The following is a 17,448-nucleotide window of genomic DNA, read 5'->3' as shown; positions in this document are numbered from 1 at the left end:
TTTGAAGTTTTCGCACGGAGGAAGAAGTATGCCCACCGTTTCATTTGTCGTCATTGCGTATAACGTCGAGCGATATATTGCCGATTGCCTGCAGAGTCTGCAAAACCAGACCAATCCGGATTTCGAGGTCGTTGTTGTGGACGATGCGAGCACCGATTCCACGAAATCGGTCATCGAATCCGCGATACAGAATGATTCACGCTTCTCGTTGATCGCTAAAGACAAAAATGAGGGTGCGCATCTTGCCCGGCGTACGGGCGTCTCCCATGCCACCGGTAAGTACGTGGTGTTCGTGGATGGTGACGACCGTCTGCAGGATACCGCATGCGAAGTGCTTTCCTCATATGCGTCCGGTCGGAATTTCGATATTCTGCGATTCGGTCGTACCGTGGTCCCCCACGGTTCGGCCAATCAGGATACGGCGCTCCAGGAGGAGCGGTCGTTCAATCTACATACCGAAGACATGCATGGTGAGGATGTGCTGAGGTCGGTGTTCTCCGAAGATTTCGGAACCCGCAACACGTGGAGTCTTATCGACTGCATGTTCGACGGCGAATTCGTTCGTAGTGGATTCGCCGCAACGTATGATGAACCGCTTGGACGCATGCAGGATTCATACGAGTTCTTCGTATTGGCTTCACGGGCGAAAACAATGCGGTTCTTCATGGAATACCGTGGTCTTCGCTACAATCTGGGTGCCGGGGTGTCCGGTTCCGGTCTTGAGACGTTGCAGAAATTCGAGCATGGCCATACGGGAATCCATTCCTCCATGAATGCTGTGCTGCGGTATGCGGCCGACTCCGGTGACGACAACATGACTCGTTGCGCGCAATGGTACAGGCATGTGGTGCTTGGAATCGTGGGACGTGAATGGGTGATGAGGTTGACGGAGACCGATCAGATTGCCGGTATGCGTTCGCTGCGCCGTGTTTGGGGTGATGAGAATACCGCTTACATGTTGTTGGATCCTCTTACGGCACGTGCGCAGTGGTTCGTCGACCATGATGCGGTCCCGTCGGATGCGGATCCGTATCGTCGCTGGTTGACGTTGCTGAACAGTCTGGATTTGAACGGCATTTCCGATACGGTTATTCAGCAACGCGTGAACGGTTTCCTCGCGTTGAAAGGGAAACTGGACAAGCACGAGTTCGAAATCAAACAGGCGAAAATAGCCGAGCAACAAGAGCGATATCGGCAGCAACTCCAGCTGGAAGAGCAACGCCGCGTGTTGAAAACAGGAACGCCCATTCGCCGTGTGGTTGATGCGGTGTTCCCGGAAGGTAGCGAACGACGTAACCTACTGCGCCGTGCCGCGCATCGGATTCTTCACCGTTAAAAGGAACGGAGATATGACTGTGCCATCCAAAGGACGTCAATGGAAACGATGCGGTATTTACTGCATCTACGCCAAATACGGTCATGTAGCGCGCTACGTGGATTATTTCCTGAGCAAGCTCGTGAAATCACTGGACCAGCTGGTCATCGTCGCCAACGGCGAACTGGACGCGGACTCTCGTAAGAGGCTTGAACGATTCGCTGATAGGATCATCGTTCGTGAGAACAAGGGCCTTGATATCGCCGCATACCGCCAAGCGCTGCTTTCAATCGGGTGGAGCAAGCTTGCCGCCTACGATGAGGTCATCTGCCTGAACGATACGATTCTGGGACCGGTTTTTCCGTTCTCGGAGATGTTCGAAACAATGGACGGCAAGAACGTTGATTTCTGGGGCATCACCGCATATCCGCACGACGTCGCCTTCGGCGAGGAGATTCCGACGCATCTGCAATCATATTGGCATGCGTATCGGAAATCCCTGATCACTTCCAAAGCGTTCCAGCGTTATTGGGAAACCATGCCCGTGTATGAAGACTACGCGGAGGCGACACGTAAGCATGAGATGACGTTCACCAAACGGTTCGCCGATCTTGGATTTACCTGGGCCTCATATATCGACTATGACAAGTACCGGTCGCGTTCGACGTATCCGATGCTGTACGACCCGGTTTCCCTGATTCGCGACGACCGATGCCCGGTGTTCAAGAAGCGTTCCTTCTTCGTTGAATACCAGTACTATTTCAACCAGACCGCCGGTCAGCCCGGTATGGAACTGTTGGAGTATCTGCGCCGGCATACCGATTACGACACCGATCTGATATGGGACGCGGTACTGCCGGCATACAATATTGCGGATATCGCAAAAGCCGTGCATCTCAACTACGTGTTGCCGACCCGTACCGTCAATCCTCGTGAGGACGGGGATGCTCCGGTGCGTTCGGCGTTCATCTACCACGTCTATTTCCTCGACTTGCTGGACCAGACGCTGGGATATCTTGCCAATCTGCCTGAGGACACCGACCTGTACATCACGACGAATGAGTCGAAAATCGACGACATCCGCAAGGCAATGGATAAGCGTGGCTTCACTCATACGGTCGATTTCATCCCGGTGCAAAACCGCGGTCGTGACGTGTCGGCGCTGCTCGTCGGAGCGAAAGACGTCGTTCTCGGTGGAAAATATGATGTCGTCGGTTTCGCGCACGACAAGAAGTCCGGGCAGAACCAGCAGAACGGGCATCAGGGGACCGAGACCGAAGGATTCGCCTACAAGCTGCTGGAGAACACGCTCGGCTCCAAGGATTATGTGCGGAATATATTGACGTTGTTCGCGAATAATCCGCGCTTGGGTATGGCGACTCCGCCGCCGCCTATCCACGCCCTTTATTTCGCGCATACGGTGCCGCACGATTGGGGCATCAACTTCGACATCACCAAGGATCTGCTGGAAAACAAGCTTCACATCCACGTTCCTCTGGATGAACGCAAGCCCAGCGTATCCGCCATCGGATCGTGCTATTGGTTCCGTGTGGAAGCGTTGAAGCCCCTCTACGAATATGGGTGGCGGTACGAGGACTTCCTGCCGGAAGGCAAGATGGGTGTCGATGGCACCATCTCGCACGCCATCGAACGGGCCAATGGCTATATCGCCCAATCGCAGGGGTATTACCCTGCATGGGTGATGTCCGACAAGTACGCACGCATCGAAGTGGACTCCCTGTACTACACCGCGCAGGGCTTCATGGACACCACCAGTGGCGTGCGACGCGGCGAAAGCGTGATGGAGAGCCTCGGCAGCCTGAGGTCGTCGTTGACGTTCGTTGGCCGGCTGCGCCGTACGACGCATCTTGCGCTCGGTAAAGTGTTCCGTGCGGTGACTTACCCGCTACCCAAACCTATGCAGAGCCGGTTGAGGAAAGCCGCTTGGGTGCCGATTCGCACGGCATATGCGGTGCTGAAGAAAGTACGCTCCGGTTTGCATCGATAGAGACGAGTGGCAGGTGGATTCGGCGGAGAAAGTCGGGAAATCCCCTGTCTGAGTAGAATAAGGTGTTTATGAAGAAAGCATGGGACAGACTCCGCGACCGTTACCATTACTCACTGGTGGTGTTCAAGGAGCTTGTGAAAACCGATTTCCAGTTGCGCTACCAAGGTTCCTTCCTTGGAGTACTGTGGTCGGTGCTGAAGCCGCTGATGTTGTTCGCGGTGATGTACATGGTGTTCGTCCGATTCCTGAAGTTCTCCGACGGTACACCGAGCTTCGCCATCTCGCTGTTATGCGGTACCTGCCTGTGGAGCTTCTTCAATGAATCCACATCCATGGGCATGTCCGCGATTGTGAACCGCGGTGATCTGCTTCGCAAGATTCATTTCCCCAACTACATCATCGTCGCCTCCACCACGATGGGCGCCATGATTTCCCTGGCCATCAACCTGCTGGTCGTCATCGTGTTCGGCTTCTTCGCCAATGCGCATTACACGTGGCATGTGCTTCTGGTCCCATTGAATATCCTGCAGCTATATGCGATCGCACTCGGCGTGGCTCTGGTGTTGGCCACGCTGTACGTGTATTTCCGTGATGTCGCGCATATTTGGGAAGTCGTTTTGCAGGCGATGTTCTACGCCACGCCTATCATCTACCCGATTACGATGATCACCCAGCGTGCGCCTGAACTGGCTTGGGTGACCAAGCTGCTCATGTTGGTTCCAACCACGCAGACGATCATGGATATCCGACATAATCTCATCTCACCGGAGGACGTGCCGACGATTTGGACGCTGGTGGACAACCGTTTGCTGTGCTTGTTGCCGTACATGCTGTCTGTAGTGATTCTGTGGTTCGGTATCCACGTGTTCCGCAAGCATAGTGCCAAGTTCGCGGAGGTGCTCTGATGACTGTCGTTGAGAATAACGTCAATACTGGCAACGCCGCCACGGCTGCAGATGTGGCGGATGAACGTCCGGTCGTGCTGAAGGTCGACCATGTCGCCAAATCCTTCCGTCTGCCGACGGAACAGGCCAGCGGCCTGAAGATGGCCTTCCTGAACTGGACCAAGGGCATTAAGGGCTATACCGAACAGAAGGTGCTCCGCGATATCAGCTTCGAAGTGCATCAGGGCGACTTCTTCGGCATCGTCGGACGTAATGGTTCCGGAAAATCCACCCTGCTGAAAATCATCTCCCAAATTTATGTGCCGGAACAGGGCACGGTGGATGTCCGAGGCAAGCTGGTGCCGTTCATCGAGCTTGGCGTGGGGTTCAACCCCGAACTGACCGGACGTGAGAACGTGTATCTCAACGGTGCGCTGCTCGGCTTCACCCGTGACGAAATCGCCGCCATGTATGACGATATCGTCGAGTTCGCCGAACTGGGCGAGTTCATGGACCAGAAGCTGAAGAATTACTCCAGCGGTATGCAGGTGCGACTGGCGTTCTCCGTGGCCATCAAAGCCCAGGGCGACATTCTTGTGCTCGACGAGGTGCTTGCCGTCGGTGATGAGGCGTTCCAACGCAAGTGCGACAACTTCTTCTCTGAGGTCAAGAAGGATCCGACCAAGACGGTCATTCTGGTGACGCACAGCATGGACTCGGTGAAGAAGTACTGCAATAAGGCCATTCTGATTAAGAACGGCGAAATCATCGAGTGTGGTGATAAGGACGTGGTGGCGGACCGTTACACGTTGGAGAATTTCGCAACGAAGAAAACCGAAAAGGAAGACGATGCGGATAATGCGTATCCGACCGGTCTGAATGCACGTGTTCCGTTCCTGAAGATCTGGCCGGTTTCCAACCAGCTGTCGGATGGTGTTGAACCGTTCCGCTTCGATGTCGAATACGAGTTCGCGGAGGATGTTTCCTTCTATCTGGCCATTTCTTTGATTGACACGAAACGAGGTGGCGTCGTCTGCGATTCGGGTTCGGTGCCGATGAAGCAGCGTGGACGGCAACGTGTTGGTTTTGAGATTCCGGTCAGCGACTTCAACAACAGTGATTTCAAACTGCTTGTCTCGTTGCGTCTGGACAATCCCGAAGACCCCAACAGGACGGATATGATCGCCTTCACCAATGACGACAATTCCTGCTTCTTCGCTGTCCGAAACAACAGGAACAAGACCTACGCGTTGTTGAGCGACCGCGCTCTGCAATTCAAGATGATTCAGTGACGAGGCGTCTTTTCGTTCGAATTGGATGGTGTCTGCAGCTCGATTGAGGTCGGCAATATAGCTAAGTGACTATTGCCGGCCTCAATTCGTATGTGCTTTTGTTTCGTGGATTGGAGCCAATGATGGCAATTAAACATAAACATATGAGTGAAACCGTCGATGATATGACCACCGGATGGCGACGGATACTGATTGGTTCCGGCTTCTTTTGCCTCAGCGTTATGATGCTGTGGTGGTGGTACTGCGCGATCAGGGCGACGTCGCCACAAATGATTGACATTGATGTGAGTGGGAATAATCGTTATTCAACGATTTTGCTGGTTGTTCTGCTTGTATTCATTGTGGCGGTATCGGTGTTTGCAAAAGTGAGACAGGCCGTTCGTGGCATCTGGCATATGATGGTAAGGTATAAGTGGATTCTTTTCGTCATCGTGATTTGCTGGCAAATCGTGATGTTCTTCGCATTAGGGCCGGCAACGGGCTTTGATGCCGAATGGGTTATTGACTATGTCGTCAATCCGCAAGTCATTACGGACAAAGGGTTGGACGGAGCTTCCTATCTTTCCAATTCCCCTAACAACTACCTCCTGTTCTTCGTTGAACTCGGGATTTACAAGGCTCTTCCCTTTGTGACAAGCCTTGAAGCGCTGTTGCTTGTAATGCGAGTGATTTCCGTTCTGGTAGTTGACGTTTGTGCTATCGGAATGTATGCAGTGGCCAAGCGGTATCTTAATGATTCGGTAGCCAATATCGTTCTCCTGCTTTGGTGTATCCTCCTCGGCCTGTCGGGATGGTGCCTGCATCCGTACAGCGATACCTTTTGCATGCCGTTCACGGTGATCAACTGCGCTTTCTGCTTCTGGCTGCTGTCGCAGAAAACCATTGATAAGGCTTTTCTGTCCAGTTGGAAGAATCCGGTTCTTATCTTCCTGTTTGGCCTGAATCTGGCGGTCACCTATAACTTGAAGCCATCAGCTGTGATTCCTGTAATCGCATTGTTGGTTGCATTGCTTCTGAAAATGAATCGCCGACACTGCGTCGCATTGCTGGCGTCACTCATTCTCATGGCCGGTGGCTTCCTGTGTGCGAATGTTCCCTACAACCATGCTGTCCGCACTCAGCAGCTCGTCCCCTACAACCATGAGCTGTCGCTGTCCCCACAGCATTATGTCATGATGGGAATGACCGGCACCGGCGGATATTTGGAATCCGAGTACCAATTCACTATGTCGCATCTCACGTATCAGGAGAAGGTGGATGCGAACAATGCCGTCATCAAGCAGAGGCTGCGCCAATATGGCGTTGTAGGATACTCCACTTTTCTGCTGACGAAGTTCAGAAACTTCACCTCGGATGGCTCGTTCGGCGTTCAGCGATATGCCGGCAATGTTTTCCTGCCTAGACCATTTGCGAATGAGTCACTGAACGCCGTCCATGAAAATCTTTTTATCCAAAAAGTATCCCATCTTTACACTGGCGGTTCCAACTCCAACAGAACGCTGATTCAGATAGAGCAGATTTTCTATATTTTGTTGGTGAGTGGAATCCTGATGAATTGTTTGAGAATGTCTAGGACTTTCTTTAAGAAGGAAGAGGTACTTTCGATAGAGAAGTCCGGAGAACATGTTTCTTACGATGTATGGCTCGCCATTGCCATGGTCGGTGCAATCATTTTTTTACTGATTTTTGAATCCGGGCATTCCAGGTATCTGATACAGTTCCTTCCGATTATGTTGTTCATGTCGGGGATTGGGCTTTCCTCAATTTCGTATGTGCGGAAATAAACGCAGGAATAAGCGTTGTCCCGCCTCTTCGGAGGAAGAGACGGGACAACGCTTATTCGTCTGACGCGAATCACGCGATTCTAGGTATCTCCACTTCCGGACTACTCAGAACGATTCGATCAGTCCCTGCGGAACAGGTCCCTTGTGTAGACCTTGCCTGCCACGTCCTTGAGGTCGTCGTTCCAACGGTTGGAGATGATCACGTCCGCTTCGCGTTTGAACGAGTCCAAGTCGTGCGTGACCTTGCTGCCGAAGAAATCGGGGGCGTCGAGCGTCGGCTCATAGACGACGACCTCGATGCCGCGCGACTTGATGCGCTTCATCACGCCTTGGATGGCGGACTGACGGAAATTATCGGAACCGCTCTTCATCGTCAGACGATATACTCCCACCACAGGTTTGGCGATGCCGTTCGCCTTGGCCCGGTCGACGAGCTCCTCGATTTCGTAGGCGATGAAGTCCTTACGTGTGCGGTTCGACTCCACAATCGCCTCGATGAGGTTCTGCGGCACCTTATCGTAATTGGCGAGCAGCTGCTTCGTGTCCTTCGGGAGGCAGTAGCCGCCATAGCCGAAGCTTGGGTTGTTGTAATCGTCGCGGATACGCGGATCCATGCACACGCCCTTGATGATTTCGTGCGTGTTGAGACCGCGGCTTTCCGCATACGTGTCCAACTCGTTGAAATAGGCGACGCGCAACGCGAGATAGGTATTGGCGAACAGCTTGATCGCCTCCGCCTCAGTGGTACCGACCACCAGCTGGGGGATGCCCCTCGACCCATCCGGGTTGACGCGGTCCTTCTCCTCCGGGGCGGCACCGTGGGCGAGCAGGTCCACGAACGTGTGCGCCGCCTGCACGGCCTCCGCATCATCCTGCGGCGCGCCGACCACGATGCGGCTCGGATGCAGATTGTCGTACAGGGCGTGGCCCTCACGCAGGAATTCCGGAGAGAACAGGATACGGTCATCGTGGAACCGTTCGCGAATCTGCTGGGTGTAACCAACCGGAATCGTCGACTTGATGACGATCCATGCGGTTTGGTCGTACTTGCGGATTGCCTCGATCGCCGCCTCCACGCTGGACGTGTCGAAGTAGTTCTTCTGGGCGTCGTAATTCGTCGGCGTGGCTATCACTGCGTAATCCGCTCCCGTATACGCCTGTTCCGGGTCGAGCGTCGCCTGGAAGTCCAACGGCCGCTCGCCGGACCGGTCCGCATCGAGGAATGCGGTGATCTTGCTATCCACGATGGGGCTCTTGCCGTTGTTGAGCAGCTCGACCTTCTCAGGCACGATGTCCAACGCGTGCACCTCATTATGTTGCGACAGCAGCAACGCCACCGACAATCCGACGTAACCAGTACCGGCAACCGCAATCTTCACGGGACACTCCTTCTACGATGCGCTACACGTAATTCTAGCCGTGGTCGGAGCGCAACAGTAAAGATGCTACGTGATTCTATCGTGAACTGAACTACGTGACGATGCCTTCTTACCTATGCTGTGTGTTCGGTACATTGAAGAAATCGGTATTGGCGAGATAACCTTTGCCGGCAGTCATGTCGTATTGGATGAGCCGATACTCTTTGAGCAGGGTTTTCTGCTGTTTGGAGAGGTCCTTGCGTTTCACAACATCGCCGTTCTTGTCCAGATATGTGGTGGATGTATCGTTCGTGAAACCGCCCTCGCCGAGCACGAGTCGTTCCACGGCAGGCAGCTTGGTGCGTACGGTGGACAGGAACGCGAGATAAGGAGACACTTTCGCGTTCATGTGCTCACTGGCCATTTCCATGAAATAGTTCGGTGATGTGTAGTTCGTGCCGGCTTTCGATGGGCTGAGCTTCATACCGGAGCCGGCCCCATTGGATAGAGAATGGTCATTGCCGGTGTTAGGTGTCAGTTTTGGTATGTTCATCGCCTTCTCCCGTATGCGGTTCCGCTCGAGACTGGTCAATTCCGTGGCATCTTGGACTCTGGGGGTGTATCTTATTACGAATCATCCGTTCGTCCGCGAATTGCTTTGGACTCAGTGGTTTGCCTTCGATAAGTACTACCAGACGAGATTGCCGATTGTATGGATGCTGGCGATTTCCGCCTTCGTTTTCGTCGTCGCGCTCATGCTCGAGGCGATTCGCAAATCGTTGTTTGCGATTATCTTCAATCGGGAAGGTGTTTTTGAACGTATGTGGGGCATCGCGGTACATTCGATTGGTTCCGTTTCCAATATCAGATAGGAACAGTGTCAATCACAACAACGGAGGTAGCGTGCCTAGCTCATGCTGAGATGGATCGAATGATGGAGTGAATCCCTACTGCTTACTTCATGTTCTTGACCTTGCGGTCGTAGACGTATTTCTCCAGCAGACGGATGCGGCGGGTAATAGTGCAGTAGAAACGATGCTGGCGGGAAAGGTTGGCGAGCAGCTGGTCGAGTTCCGTCTTATCGGTCTCATGCTGGGCCTGATTCTCGGGCAGGTTGAAGTCGGGGGACGTGGTCTCTTCCGTGCAGGCTCCCACCATCGTGTAGTAGCTTCGCATCGGCAGCACGCCGTGTTCCAGACAGAAGCGGAAGTTGTGCGCGCCAGCGGCGAAATTGTCATGGTAGAAACCGAAACTGCGCTCCTGATGCGTGACGGAACCAGCGGACTGCAGCCAGTTATACAGGTTCACGTTGAGATCGGCGACTTTATCCATGCGGGCGTACAGTTCGCCGGCGACCATCACATCCTGCGCGTACATGCCTTCCGGGAATCGCACGCCGTCCCATAGTTCGCGCTTGTACAGGCGGCACCAGTTCGCCTCGTTGAAATAGCGGGCCTCCGTGTTGTGGCCAAGCTTGTCGCCGATCAGGCGCAGGCTCTTGCAGAATACGGTCTGGTAGGCGTTCAGCGGATTCGTGAACACGCTCACATGTTCAGGTTCGGCGGCGCCTTCACGGGCTTCCATCGCGACTTCCTCGATCTGGGAGACGCCGAACTGCCTCCAGCGGGCCTTGCTCATGTCCGCGCCGGTCGAAATCAGCGCGTGCAGCAGCAGTTCGATGTTGCGGCGGTCGAGGATGTCGTCGTTGTCGGCGAACGCGATGTAATCGCCGTGCGCCGCATCCAATCCGGCGTTCTGCGCCTTCGCGATGCCACCATTCGTCTGGTGGATAACGCGCACGCGATTGTCTCGCCGCTGGTATTCGTCCAGAATCATCGGGCTGGAATCGGTGGCGCCGTCGTCCACGAGGATGATTTCCAGATGCTCGTACGACTGCCGAAGAATCGAATCCACGCAGTAACGCAGGTATTTCTCGGCGTTGTACACCGGCACGATGATCGAGACAAGCGGCGAAACCTGCGTCATGGCGAATCCTTCTAACGTGTCTGCGCCCTGCGGCCGTAACCGGCAGGCCGCCCTGTTTATGCGGACATGAACAGTATGTCACAGGGTAGGCGCACGTCGCGCGTGCACCAAGTAAAGCCGAAACCCAGCCTGCGCAAGCCGGAAGCCCGAAGCCTATAGGAGCCGCTGAATTCGGAATCGCATGTGTACATAGGTGCTTCTCGCTACACTGGTGGACAATGAAACGCGTGTGGAATCGCACATGAAATCATGAAAGGTTTTGAGTCATGGCAAATGCGGCAGAGAATACGCAGCACGGCCCGTCGGAGGGCGCGCAGTACCCGGATTTGGTAATTGTCGGCGCGGGCCTGTTTGGCCTGACGGTGGCGCAGCAGGCGGTGGAGCACACCGGCGCCCGCGTGCACATCATCGATATCCGCGATCACATCGGCGGCAACGCCTACTCGTATATGGACGAGGAGACCGGCGCGGAGATCCACAAGTACGGCGCCCACCTGTTCCACACCTCCAACAAGCGCGTCTGGGATTACGTGAACCGCTTCACGAGCTTCACGAACTACGTGCACCGCGTGTATGCCACGCATGACGGCGAGGTCTACCCGCTGCCCATCAACCTGGGCACCATCAACCAGTTCTTCCATGCGCATTACACGCCGGCCGAAGCCAAGGCCCTGATTGAACAGCAGGCGGGCGAGCTGGCCGGCACCGATCCGGCCAACCTGAACGACAAAGGCATCCAGCTCATCGGCCGCCCGCTGTACGAGGCGTTCATCAAGAACTACACCGGCAAGCAGTGGCAGACCGACCCGTCCGAGCTGCCGGCCGCCATCATCAAGCGCCTGCCCGTGCGCTTCAACTACGACAACCGTTACTTCAAGGACACGTGGGAGGGCCTGCCCACGGACGGCTACACCAAGTGGATGGAGCGCATGATCGACGACCCGCGCATCACTGTGGAGCTTGGAGTCGACTTCTTCGACGAGTCCCAGCCGTACAACAAGACCGCGCTCAAGGCCGCCGGCGTGCCGGTGGTGTACACGGGCCCGGTGGACCGTTACTTCGACTATGAGCTGGGCGACCTCAAGTGGCGCACGGTGGACTTCAAGGAAGTACGCTACGACGAAGGCGACCACTTCGGCTGCCCGGTGATGAACTTCTCCGACGCGGACGTACCCTACACCCGCGCCATCGAGTTCAAGAACTTCAACCCGGAACGTCATGACTCCCAGAACCCGAACAAGACCGTGGTGTGGGAGGAGTACAGCCGCTTCGCCGAGCGCGGCGACGAACCGTACTACCCGGTCAACACCGACGCGGACAAGGCCCTGTACGCCCAGTACGAGGCCAAGGCCAAGGCCGAGCCGAACACCGTGTTCGGCGGTCGTCTGGGCACGTACAAGTACTACGACATGCACAACGTGATCGACACCGCCCTGACCGCCTACGAGGAACAAGTCGCGCCGCTGCTGAAGAAGTAGACCGTCGTTTCACCAGAGGATTAACGATTTAGCTTGAAACCGACTGAATATTGCTGAGGCAATAGCCGGTTTCAGGCTTCTGTGTTTTTTGGGAAGCCAAATTTCCTGGGGTACTTAAGGCTCGCCACGAGGAGTACAGTTGTCTGTAACGCACAATGTGGCGCGTAAGACGAGGGGCGCATCTCGCAAGTGGGGTGCGATGCAGTTGAAGGAGTGCATGTCATGACTGATCCGAATGTCAATCCGAACGGCCAGGTGCCGTGGCAGCAAGCTGACGCCAATCCGACTGAGCCGTTAAATGCGATGACGGCGGAAACGGGAACCGCCGCCAACAATGCTCCAACCCAAGCAATCGCAGCGGGCGAGCAGCCCACTCAAGCGTTCACTCCTGTTGAACAGCCTACGCAGGCGTTTACACCTGCCGAGCAGCCCACCCAGCCTTTTGCGCCGGTCAATCAGCCGGTACCGCCTACGCAGGCTTTGCCACCAGTGACTCCTGCCGCTGCGCCCGCACCGGCAGCGCCCGCGCCTGCGCCCGCACCCAATTCGCCCTATCCGGGGGCGGCTCCGGCAGGCGGATCGGTTCCTCCGGTCTACGGCAGCGTCAGTGCTCCGGTATATCCGGGCGGCGGGGCCGTGCCTCCGCAAACGCCCTATAACCCGTATATGCAAGGCGGCCAACCGAACGGCCAGCCGGGATGGTCTGGTTCTTACGGCAGTGTGCCGCCTGAAGCGAACCAGAAGTACAACGGCCTGGCTATTGCCGGTTTTATCTGCTCGTTCCTTGTCTCACTCCTCGGTCTGATCCTGAGCATCGTGGGCCTCAACCAGATTAAGAAACAGGGCGGCAAGGGCAAGGGCTTGGCCATCGCCGGCATCATCATCAGTGCGGCGGGCATGGTGATACAGGTAATACTGGTCATCGCGCTGATCGTCGGCGGTGCCTCGTATGCCAGCAAGGCTATAGATGAGGCGAAAACCGATTCCTTCTATAGTCAGTCCTCTTCGGGCAACGGTGATAGCAGCGATAAGAGCAAAGCTCAAGATAATCTTGACGATGCGCTGGACGACACGTTGGGCGAAACCCATGACGATCTAACCGACGGCGATTATGGGCTGTACGATTCGATTCAGGATTTCGTCGACTCTTTGGAATTCAAGGACTCCATTGAATCCGAAGCGGATACGTTTGCAGACACCGGCATCACCTTCAACTACCGTGTCGACGGTGACACCTTGGTGTACGAGTACGTGCTCGACGACAGCTATGCCTCGCTAGGCGATACCGCCGCTTCCTCACTGGATGCTATGGACAGCACCTATCAATCCACCGCGAATCTGCTGGGCTCGATGTGCAAGACCTCCAGCGGCAAGGCATCATTGCGCGTCATCATGCACACGCAAAGCGGCCAGTCGCTGTATGACAAAACCTGGACCGAAAAGTAGCAATCCCAGCGAACGTGCGTTTTGGTCGATTGAAGGCCGGTCTGCTTGCTCCTTGGACGGATGCTTCTGCGGAAGGAACCGCCAAGGAGTAGGCTTACAGGCATGAGACTCGCACGTTTTTCTTTGAATGATTCGCCGCGCTACGCCTTCGTGCAGAAGGACGAAACGGACGGCAAGGACTACCTCATCGAACTGGACGGCCATCCGCTGGCCGGCGACCAGGTCAAGCCCACCGGCACTCGTTACCCGGTCGACGGCGACGGCATCCGCCTGCTTTCCCCGGTGATCCCCTCCAAGGTTTACGGTCTGGCCAAGAACTACGAGGCCCACGCCCAGTTCATGCACGAGGCCGGCCATTCCGAAATCGCCCACGCGCCGGAGGACATGGTGATCTTCACCAAGCCGTCCACCTCGGTAATCGGCCCCGACGATCCGATCGTGTACCCGGCCTGCTCCAAGGACATGAACTTCGAGCCGGAAGTGGCCGTGGTGATGGGACGCATCGCCAAGAACGTGTCCGTTGAAAACGCGATGGATTACGTGCTCGGCTTCACCTGCGTCAACGACGTGACGTTGCGCGATCTGCAGGGCATCGACCCCACGTGGACGCGCGCCAAGGGCTTCGATACCTCCTGTCCGCTTGGCCCGTGGATCGTGATGCGTGACGACCTCGACTGGAAGGACGCCAAGATTTCCTTCACGCTGAACGGCGAGGATGTGCCGATGGCGTCTGGCACCACCGCGAACCTGATTCACGGCATCCCCGAGCAGATTGCCGCCATTTCGTCGTTCTCCACGCTGCTGCCTGGCGACGTCATCATGACCGGCACCCCGAACGCCTCCGGCCACCTCGACCCAGGCGACGAGACCATCGTGCACGTCGAAGGCATCGGTGATCTGCGCAACGTAATCGTTCGGGCGTGACTCGTTCTGGCTCCCCTCTCTGAGGGGAACCGTCCAGGCGGAGAAGCTGACTGAGGGAACCAAGAACGCGCCTTACGCTCCCGGCAGAAGTGCGTGCAGGGCGGTCATCACCACCAGGCTGATGATGGCCGTCACTGTCAGCGAGAAGCCGGCGAGTTTGGCGTTGCCGGTCAGCGAATCGGTGAACTTAGTTGAGAAAATCGTGATCGGGGCGAAGGAGCCCAGCACGATGATCTCGCGAATCCTCATGTCAAACTGCCGACCGCGCCGAGACGCCGGGACAGTTCCGTGCCGGCAAGCCGCAGCTTGGTCTTAAGCGACCGCTCCTGTTCGGGGCGCAGCGATCCGCTCACGAAAGTGAGAGCCAGCCCGGCGATGGGAAAGTCGTTGTAGTCGCGCACAGCGACGGCGTATGAATCAAAGCCGGGCGTCACGTCTCCGTGTTCCTCGGCAAAACCGGTGCGTTGGGTTTCGGCGAGCGTTGCCTCCAGCTCCTTGGGCGATTTGGGGCCGATGCCGGTGCGGTCGGTGAACGCCTGACGATTGGGATATAGCGCGCGGACCTGATTGCGGGGGAGTGCGGACAGAATGGCCCGCCCGGTGGCGGTCAGGTGACTGGGTAGGCGCACGCCCACGCCTGACACTAGCGGCGGGCGATGCGCGGCGCGCTCCTCAATCACATAAATGATTTCGTTGCCGTGCAGCACGGCCAGATGTCCGTTTTCGCCGGTCTCGTCAACAAGACGCGCCAACGCCGGATGCGCGACCTGCGATACACGATGTTGGCGAGAATAGGCCGATCCCAGCTCGAAAGTCTTGAGTCCGATGCCGTACGCGCGCTGCTCGGCAAGGCGGGTGACCAGTCCGTGACGCTCCAAAATCTCCAACAATTGGTACACCGTGGAGCGCGGAATGCCGAGTTCGCGAGCGAGCGTGGCGGCTTGCGTCTGACCATTGCTCGCGATGAACTCGAGGATGTCGAGCGTACGGTCGGCCGCCGGAGCCAGCGAGACACGTGGCGCGGATGATGATGTCTGATGTTCCCGTTCTGATGGCTTCACCTGCGCCCGCTTGACGGTACGTGGCTCGGTGAAGGCGTATTGCTGCGAGGCATGGCTCATATTTCCATCACCTTACATGTCTGAGATTTCAGACACAAGATGGACGAAGTGGCTTATGGCGGGCATCCGACTGAGGTGAAATGGCCAAGGTTTGATTACTTGGGGAGCGATTGGTCGCGTTTGCGTCGCCTGCTGTTGATGGGCAGGTGCGGTGAGCGAATGCGGGCAGTCGCGGATCCCCGGCGAAGCATGTGCCGCATATGTCGTATATGCGGAATGCGGCACATATATAGAAAGGTATGAGCATGGCAGAGCAGACGGTCACCGTAGGTGTTGGAGCGCTGAGCATCGAGGACGTTATCGCCGTAGCGCGCGGCGGTGCCAAAGTGGCGATTTCGGACGAATCGAAGCATGAGATGGCGCTGAGTCGCGCGGTTATCGATCATTTGGCCGACGACACCGTGCCGCATTACGGTATCTCCACCGGATTCGGCGCGCTCGCCTCCACCTCCATCCCCAAGGAACAGCGTGCGCAGCTGCAGAAAAGTCTGATTCGCTCGCATGCCGCCGGTGCCGGACCGGAAGTGGAGCGTGAGGTGGTGCGCGGCCTGCTGGTGCTGCGCCTGAGCACCCTGTGCACCGGACGCACCGGTGTGCGCCCGGAAACCGCGCAGGTCTACGCCGATATGCTGAACGCCGGCATCACCCCGGTGGTCTACGAATACGGTTCACTCGGATGCTCCGGTGATTTGGCGCCGCTCGCAGCCTGTGCTTTGGTGGCGATGGGTGAAGGCGAGGCCCGCAACGCTGACGGCCTCAAGATCGGCGGCGGCGAAGCGCTGCGTGCGGCCGGCATCACGCCCGTCGATTTGAAAGAGAAGGAAGGACTGGCGCTGGTCAACGGCACCGACGGCATGCTCGGCATGTTGTGTATGGCCATCACCGATCTGCGCCTGCTGCTCAAGACCGCGGATGTCGCCGCCGCGATGAGCGTGGAAGGCATGCTCGGCAACGACCGCGTATTCGCCGCCGACTTGCAGGCGCTGCGCCCGCATCGCGGCCAAGGCGATTCCGCTGCGAACATCGCCCGCATGCTCAAGGACTCTGGTCTGATTGAGGCCGGCCGCCCGGGCTCCACCGTGCGTGTGCAGGACGCCTACTCGCTGCGCTGCACCCCGCAGGTGCACGGCGCCGCCCGCGACACCGTGGAATACGCGGCCTCCGTGGCGGGCGTGGAACTCGCCTCCGCCATCGATAACCCGTGCGTCACGCTGGACGGCCGTGTGGAGTCCAACGGCAACTTCCATGGCGCGCCGCTGGCCTATGTGCTCGATTTCCTGGCGATTCCGACCGCCGACGTAGCCTCTATCTCCGAGCGTCGTACCGACCGCTTCCTTGACGTGGCGCGCAACCGCGGCCTGCCGGCGTTCCTGGCTGGTGACCCGGGCGTGGACTCCGGTTTCATGATCGCCCAATACACCGCTGCCGGCATCGTCTCCGAAATGAAGCGTAACGCCGTGCCTGCCTCGGTCGATTCGATTCCAAGCTCCGCCATGCAGGAAGATCACGTGTCGATGGGTTGGGCCGCCGCCCGCAAGCTGCGCCGGTCGATTCCGGCCTTTGCGCGCGTGCTGGCCGTGGAACTGCTGTGCTCCTGCCGCTCCTTCGACTTCCGCAAGCCGTACCGTCCGGGTGCGGCGGGCGCCGCCGTATACCGCGTGGTGCGCCAGTACGCCAACGAAATCGGCCCCGACGTACGCGATACCTGGACCACCCCGCAGATTGAGAGCGTGGCCGAGGCGATTCTCTCCGGCGAAGTCCTCGCCGCCGCCGAATCCGCCGTCGGCGCACTGAAGTAGCGGCTGCCCAAGCTTCCTCATCAGAGGGGGCTACTAGTCACCCTCCCCACCAA

15 protein-coding genes are annotated in these 17,448 nt (G+C 57.0%); 10 read left to right on the top strand and 5 right to left on the bottom strand.

What is annotated here, in order from left to right:
* Positions 1 to 28 precede the first annotated feature (28 nt).
* From AB5287_RS08010 to AB5287_RS07990, 5 genes are all read left to right on the top strand, one after another.
* A complete protein-coding gene (locus tag AB5287_RS08010) occupies positions 29 to 1,336 on the top strand; it encodes a glycosyltransferase (RefSeq protein ID WP_007057427.1) in 1,308 nt (435 codons plus the stop codon).
* 13 nt (positions 1,337 to 1,349) lie between these two features.
* Positions 1,350 to 3,323 carry a rhamnan synthesis F family protein gene (locus tag AB5287_RS08005; protein ID WP_022527909.1) on the top strand — a complete coding sequence of 658 codons (1,974 nt, stop codon included), beginning with the start codon at positions 1,350 to 1,352 and terminating at the stop codon, positions 3,321 to 3,323.
* 68 nt (positions 3,324 to 3,391) lie between these two features.
* Positions 3,392 to 4,228 carry an ABC transporter permease gene (locus AB5287_RS08000; protein ID WP_007057438.1) on the top strand — a complete coding sequence of 279 codons (837 nt, stop codon included), beginning with the start codon at positions 3,392 to 3,394 and terminating at the stop codon, positions 4,226 to 4,228.
* Positions 4,228 to 5,499, top strand: coding sequence for an ABC transporter ATP-binding protein (locus AB5287_RS07995; protein ID WP_368221000.1), 1,272 nt, complete (start codon positions 4,228 to 4,230; stop codon positions 5,497 to 5,499). The genes AB5287_RS08000 and AB5287_RS07995 overlap by 1 nt, the downstream gene beginning before the upstream one ends.
* Before the next feature lie 143 nt (positions 5,500 to 5,642).
* Entirely contained in the window at positions 5,643 to 7,283 is a 1,641-nt protein-coding gene (locus AB5287_RS07990) for a hypothetical protein (RefSeq protein ID WP_368220999.1), read from the top strand.
* Between the two features lie 119 nt (positions 7,284 to 7,402).
* On the opposite strand, the gene AB5287_RS07985 is transcribed toward AB5287_RS07990, so the two are convergent.
* Both AB5287_RS07985 and AB5287_RS07980 read right to left on the bottom strand, forming a co-directional pair.
* A complete protein-coding gene (locus tag AB5287_RS07985; RefSeq protein ID WP_022527906.1) occupies positions 7,403 to 8,662 on the bottom strand; it encodes a UDP binding domain-containing protein in 1,260 nt (419 codons plus the stop codon).
* A 109-nt stretch (positions 8,663 to 8,771) separates the two neighbouring features.
* A complete protein-coding gene (locus tag AB5287_RS07980) occupies positions 8,772 to 9,194 on the bottom strand; it encodes a hypothetical protein (protein ID WP_204994476.1) in 423 nt (140 codons plus the stop codon).
* Between AB5287_RS07980 and AB5287_RS07975 the strand changes: the two genes are divergently transcribed.
* Positions 9,187 to 9,513: a hypothetical protein gene (locus tag AB5287_RS07975; protein WP_368220998.1), complete on the top strand. Its 327-nt coding sequence runs from the start codon at positions 9,187 to 9,189 to the stop codon at positions 9,511 to 9,513. The genes AB5287_RS07980 and AB5287_RS07975 overlap by 8 nt on opposite strands.
* Before the next feature lie 82 nt (positions 9,514 to 9,595).
* Here the strand turns inward: AB5287_RS07975 and AB5287_RS07970 are convergent, their stop codons facing one another.
* Positions 9,596 to 10,627, bottom strand: coding sequence for a glycosyltransferase family 2 protein (locus AB5287_RS07970; protein WP_022527903.1), 1,032 nt, complete (start codon positions 10,625 to 10,627; stop codon positions 9,596 to 9,598).
* Between the two features lie 266 nt (positions 10,628 to 10,893).
* Here AB5287_RS07970 and glf point away from each other — a divergent pair, with 266 nt between their 5' ends.
* The 3 genes from glf (at position 10,894) to AB5287_RS07955 (ending at position 14,475) form a co-directional block, all read left to right on the top strand.
* Positions 10,894 to 12,105, top strand: a complete 1,212-nt coding sequence (gene glf, locus AB5287_RS07965; RefSeq protein WP_131299790.1) for a UDP-galactopyranose mutase — start codon at positions 10,894 to 10,896, stop codon at positions 12,103 to 12,105.
* Between the two features lie 222 nt (positions 12,106 to 12,327).
* Positions 12,328 to 13,551 carry a DUF4854 domain-containing protein gene (locus AB5287_RS07960; RefSeq protein WP_347047133.1) on the top strand — a complete coding sequence of 408 codons (1,224 nt, stop codon included), beginning with the start codon at positions 12,328 to 12,330 and terminating at the stop codon, positions 13,549 to 13,551.
* Positions 13,552 to 13,653: 102 nt separating this feature from the next.
* Entirely contained in the window at positions 13,654 to 14,475 is an 822-nt protein-coding gene (locus AB5287_RS07955; RefSeq protein ID WP_013582957.1) for a fumarylacetoacetate hydrolase family protein, read from the top strand.
* 72 nt (positions 14,476 to 14,547) lie between these two features.
* Here the strand turns inward: AB5287_RS07955 and AB5287_RS07950 are convergent, their stop codons facing one another.
* Positions 14,548 to 14,724 carry a hypothetical protein gene (locus tag AB5287_RS07950; protein WP_007053102.1) on the bottom strand — a complete coding sequence of 59 codons (177 nt, stop codon included), beginning with the start codon at positions 14,722 to 14,724 and terminating at the stop codon, positions 14,548 to 14,550.
* Entirely contained in the window at positions 14,721 to 15,596 is an 876-nt protein-coding gene (locus AB5287_RS07945; RefSeq protein ID WP_015512071.1) for an IclR family transcriptional regulator, read from the bottom strand. The genes AB5287_RS07950 and AB5287_RS07945 overlap by 4 nt, the downstream gene beginning before the upstream one ends.
* Positions 15,597 to 15,841: 245 nt before the next feature.
* On the opposite strand from AB5287_RS07945, the gene hutH reads away from it, so the two are divergent.
* A complete protein-coding gene (gene hutH / locus AB5287_RS07940) occupies positions 15,842 to 17,395 on the top strand; it encodes a histidine ammonia-lyase (RefSeq protein WP_114555273.1) in 1,554 nt (517 codons plus the stop codon).
* The last annotated feature ends 53 nt before the right edge of the window (positions 17,396 to 17,448 follow it).

It is taken from the genome of Bifidobacterium sp. RTP21102st3_E2_RTP21102_210122 (assembly GCF_040916945.1).
GTDB lineage: Bacteria > Actinomycetota > Actinomycetes > Actinomycetales > Bifidobacteriaceae > Bifidobacterium > Bifidobacterium longum.
This window is presented reverse-complemented; position numbering and strand designations above follow the sequence as displayed.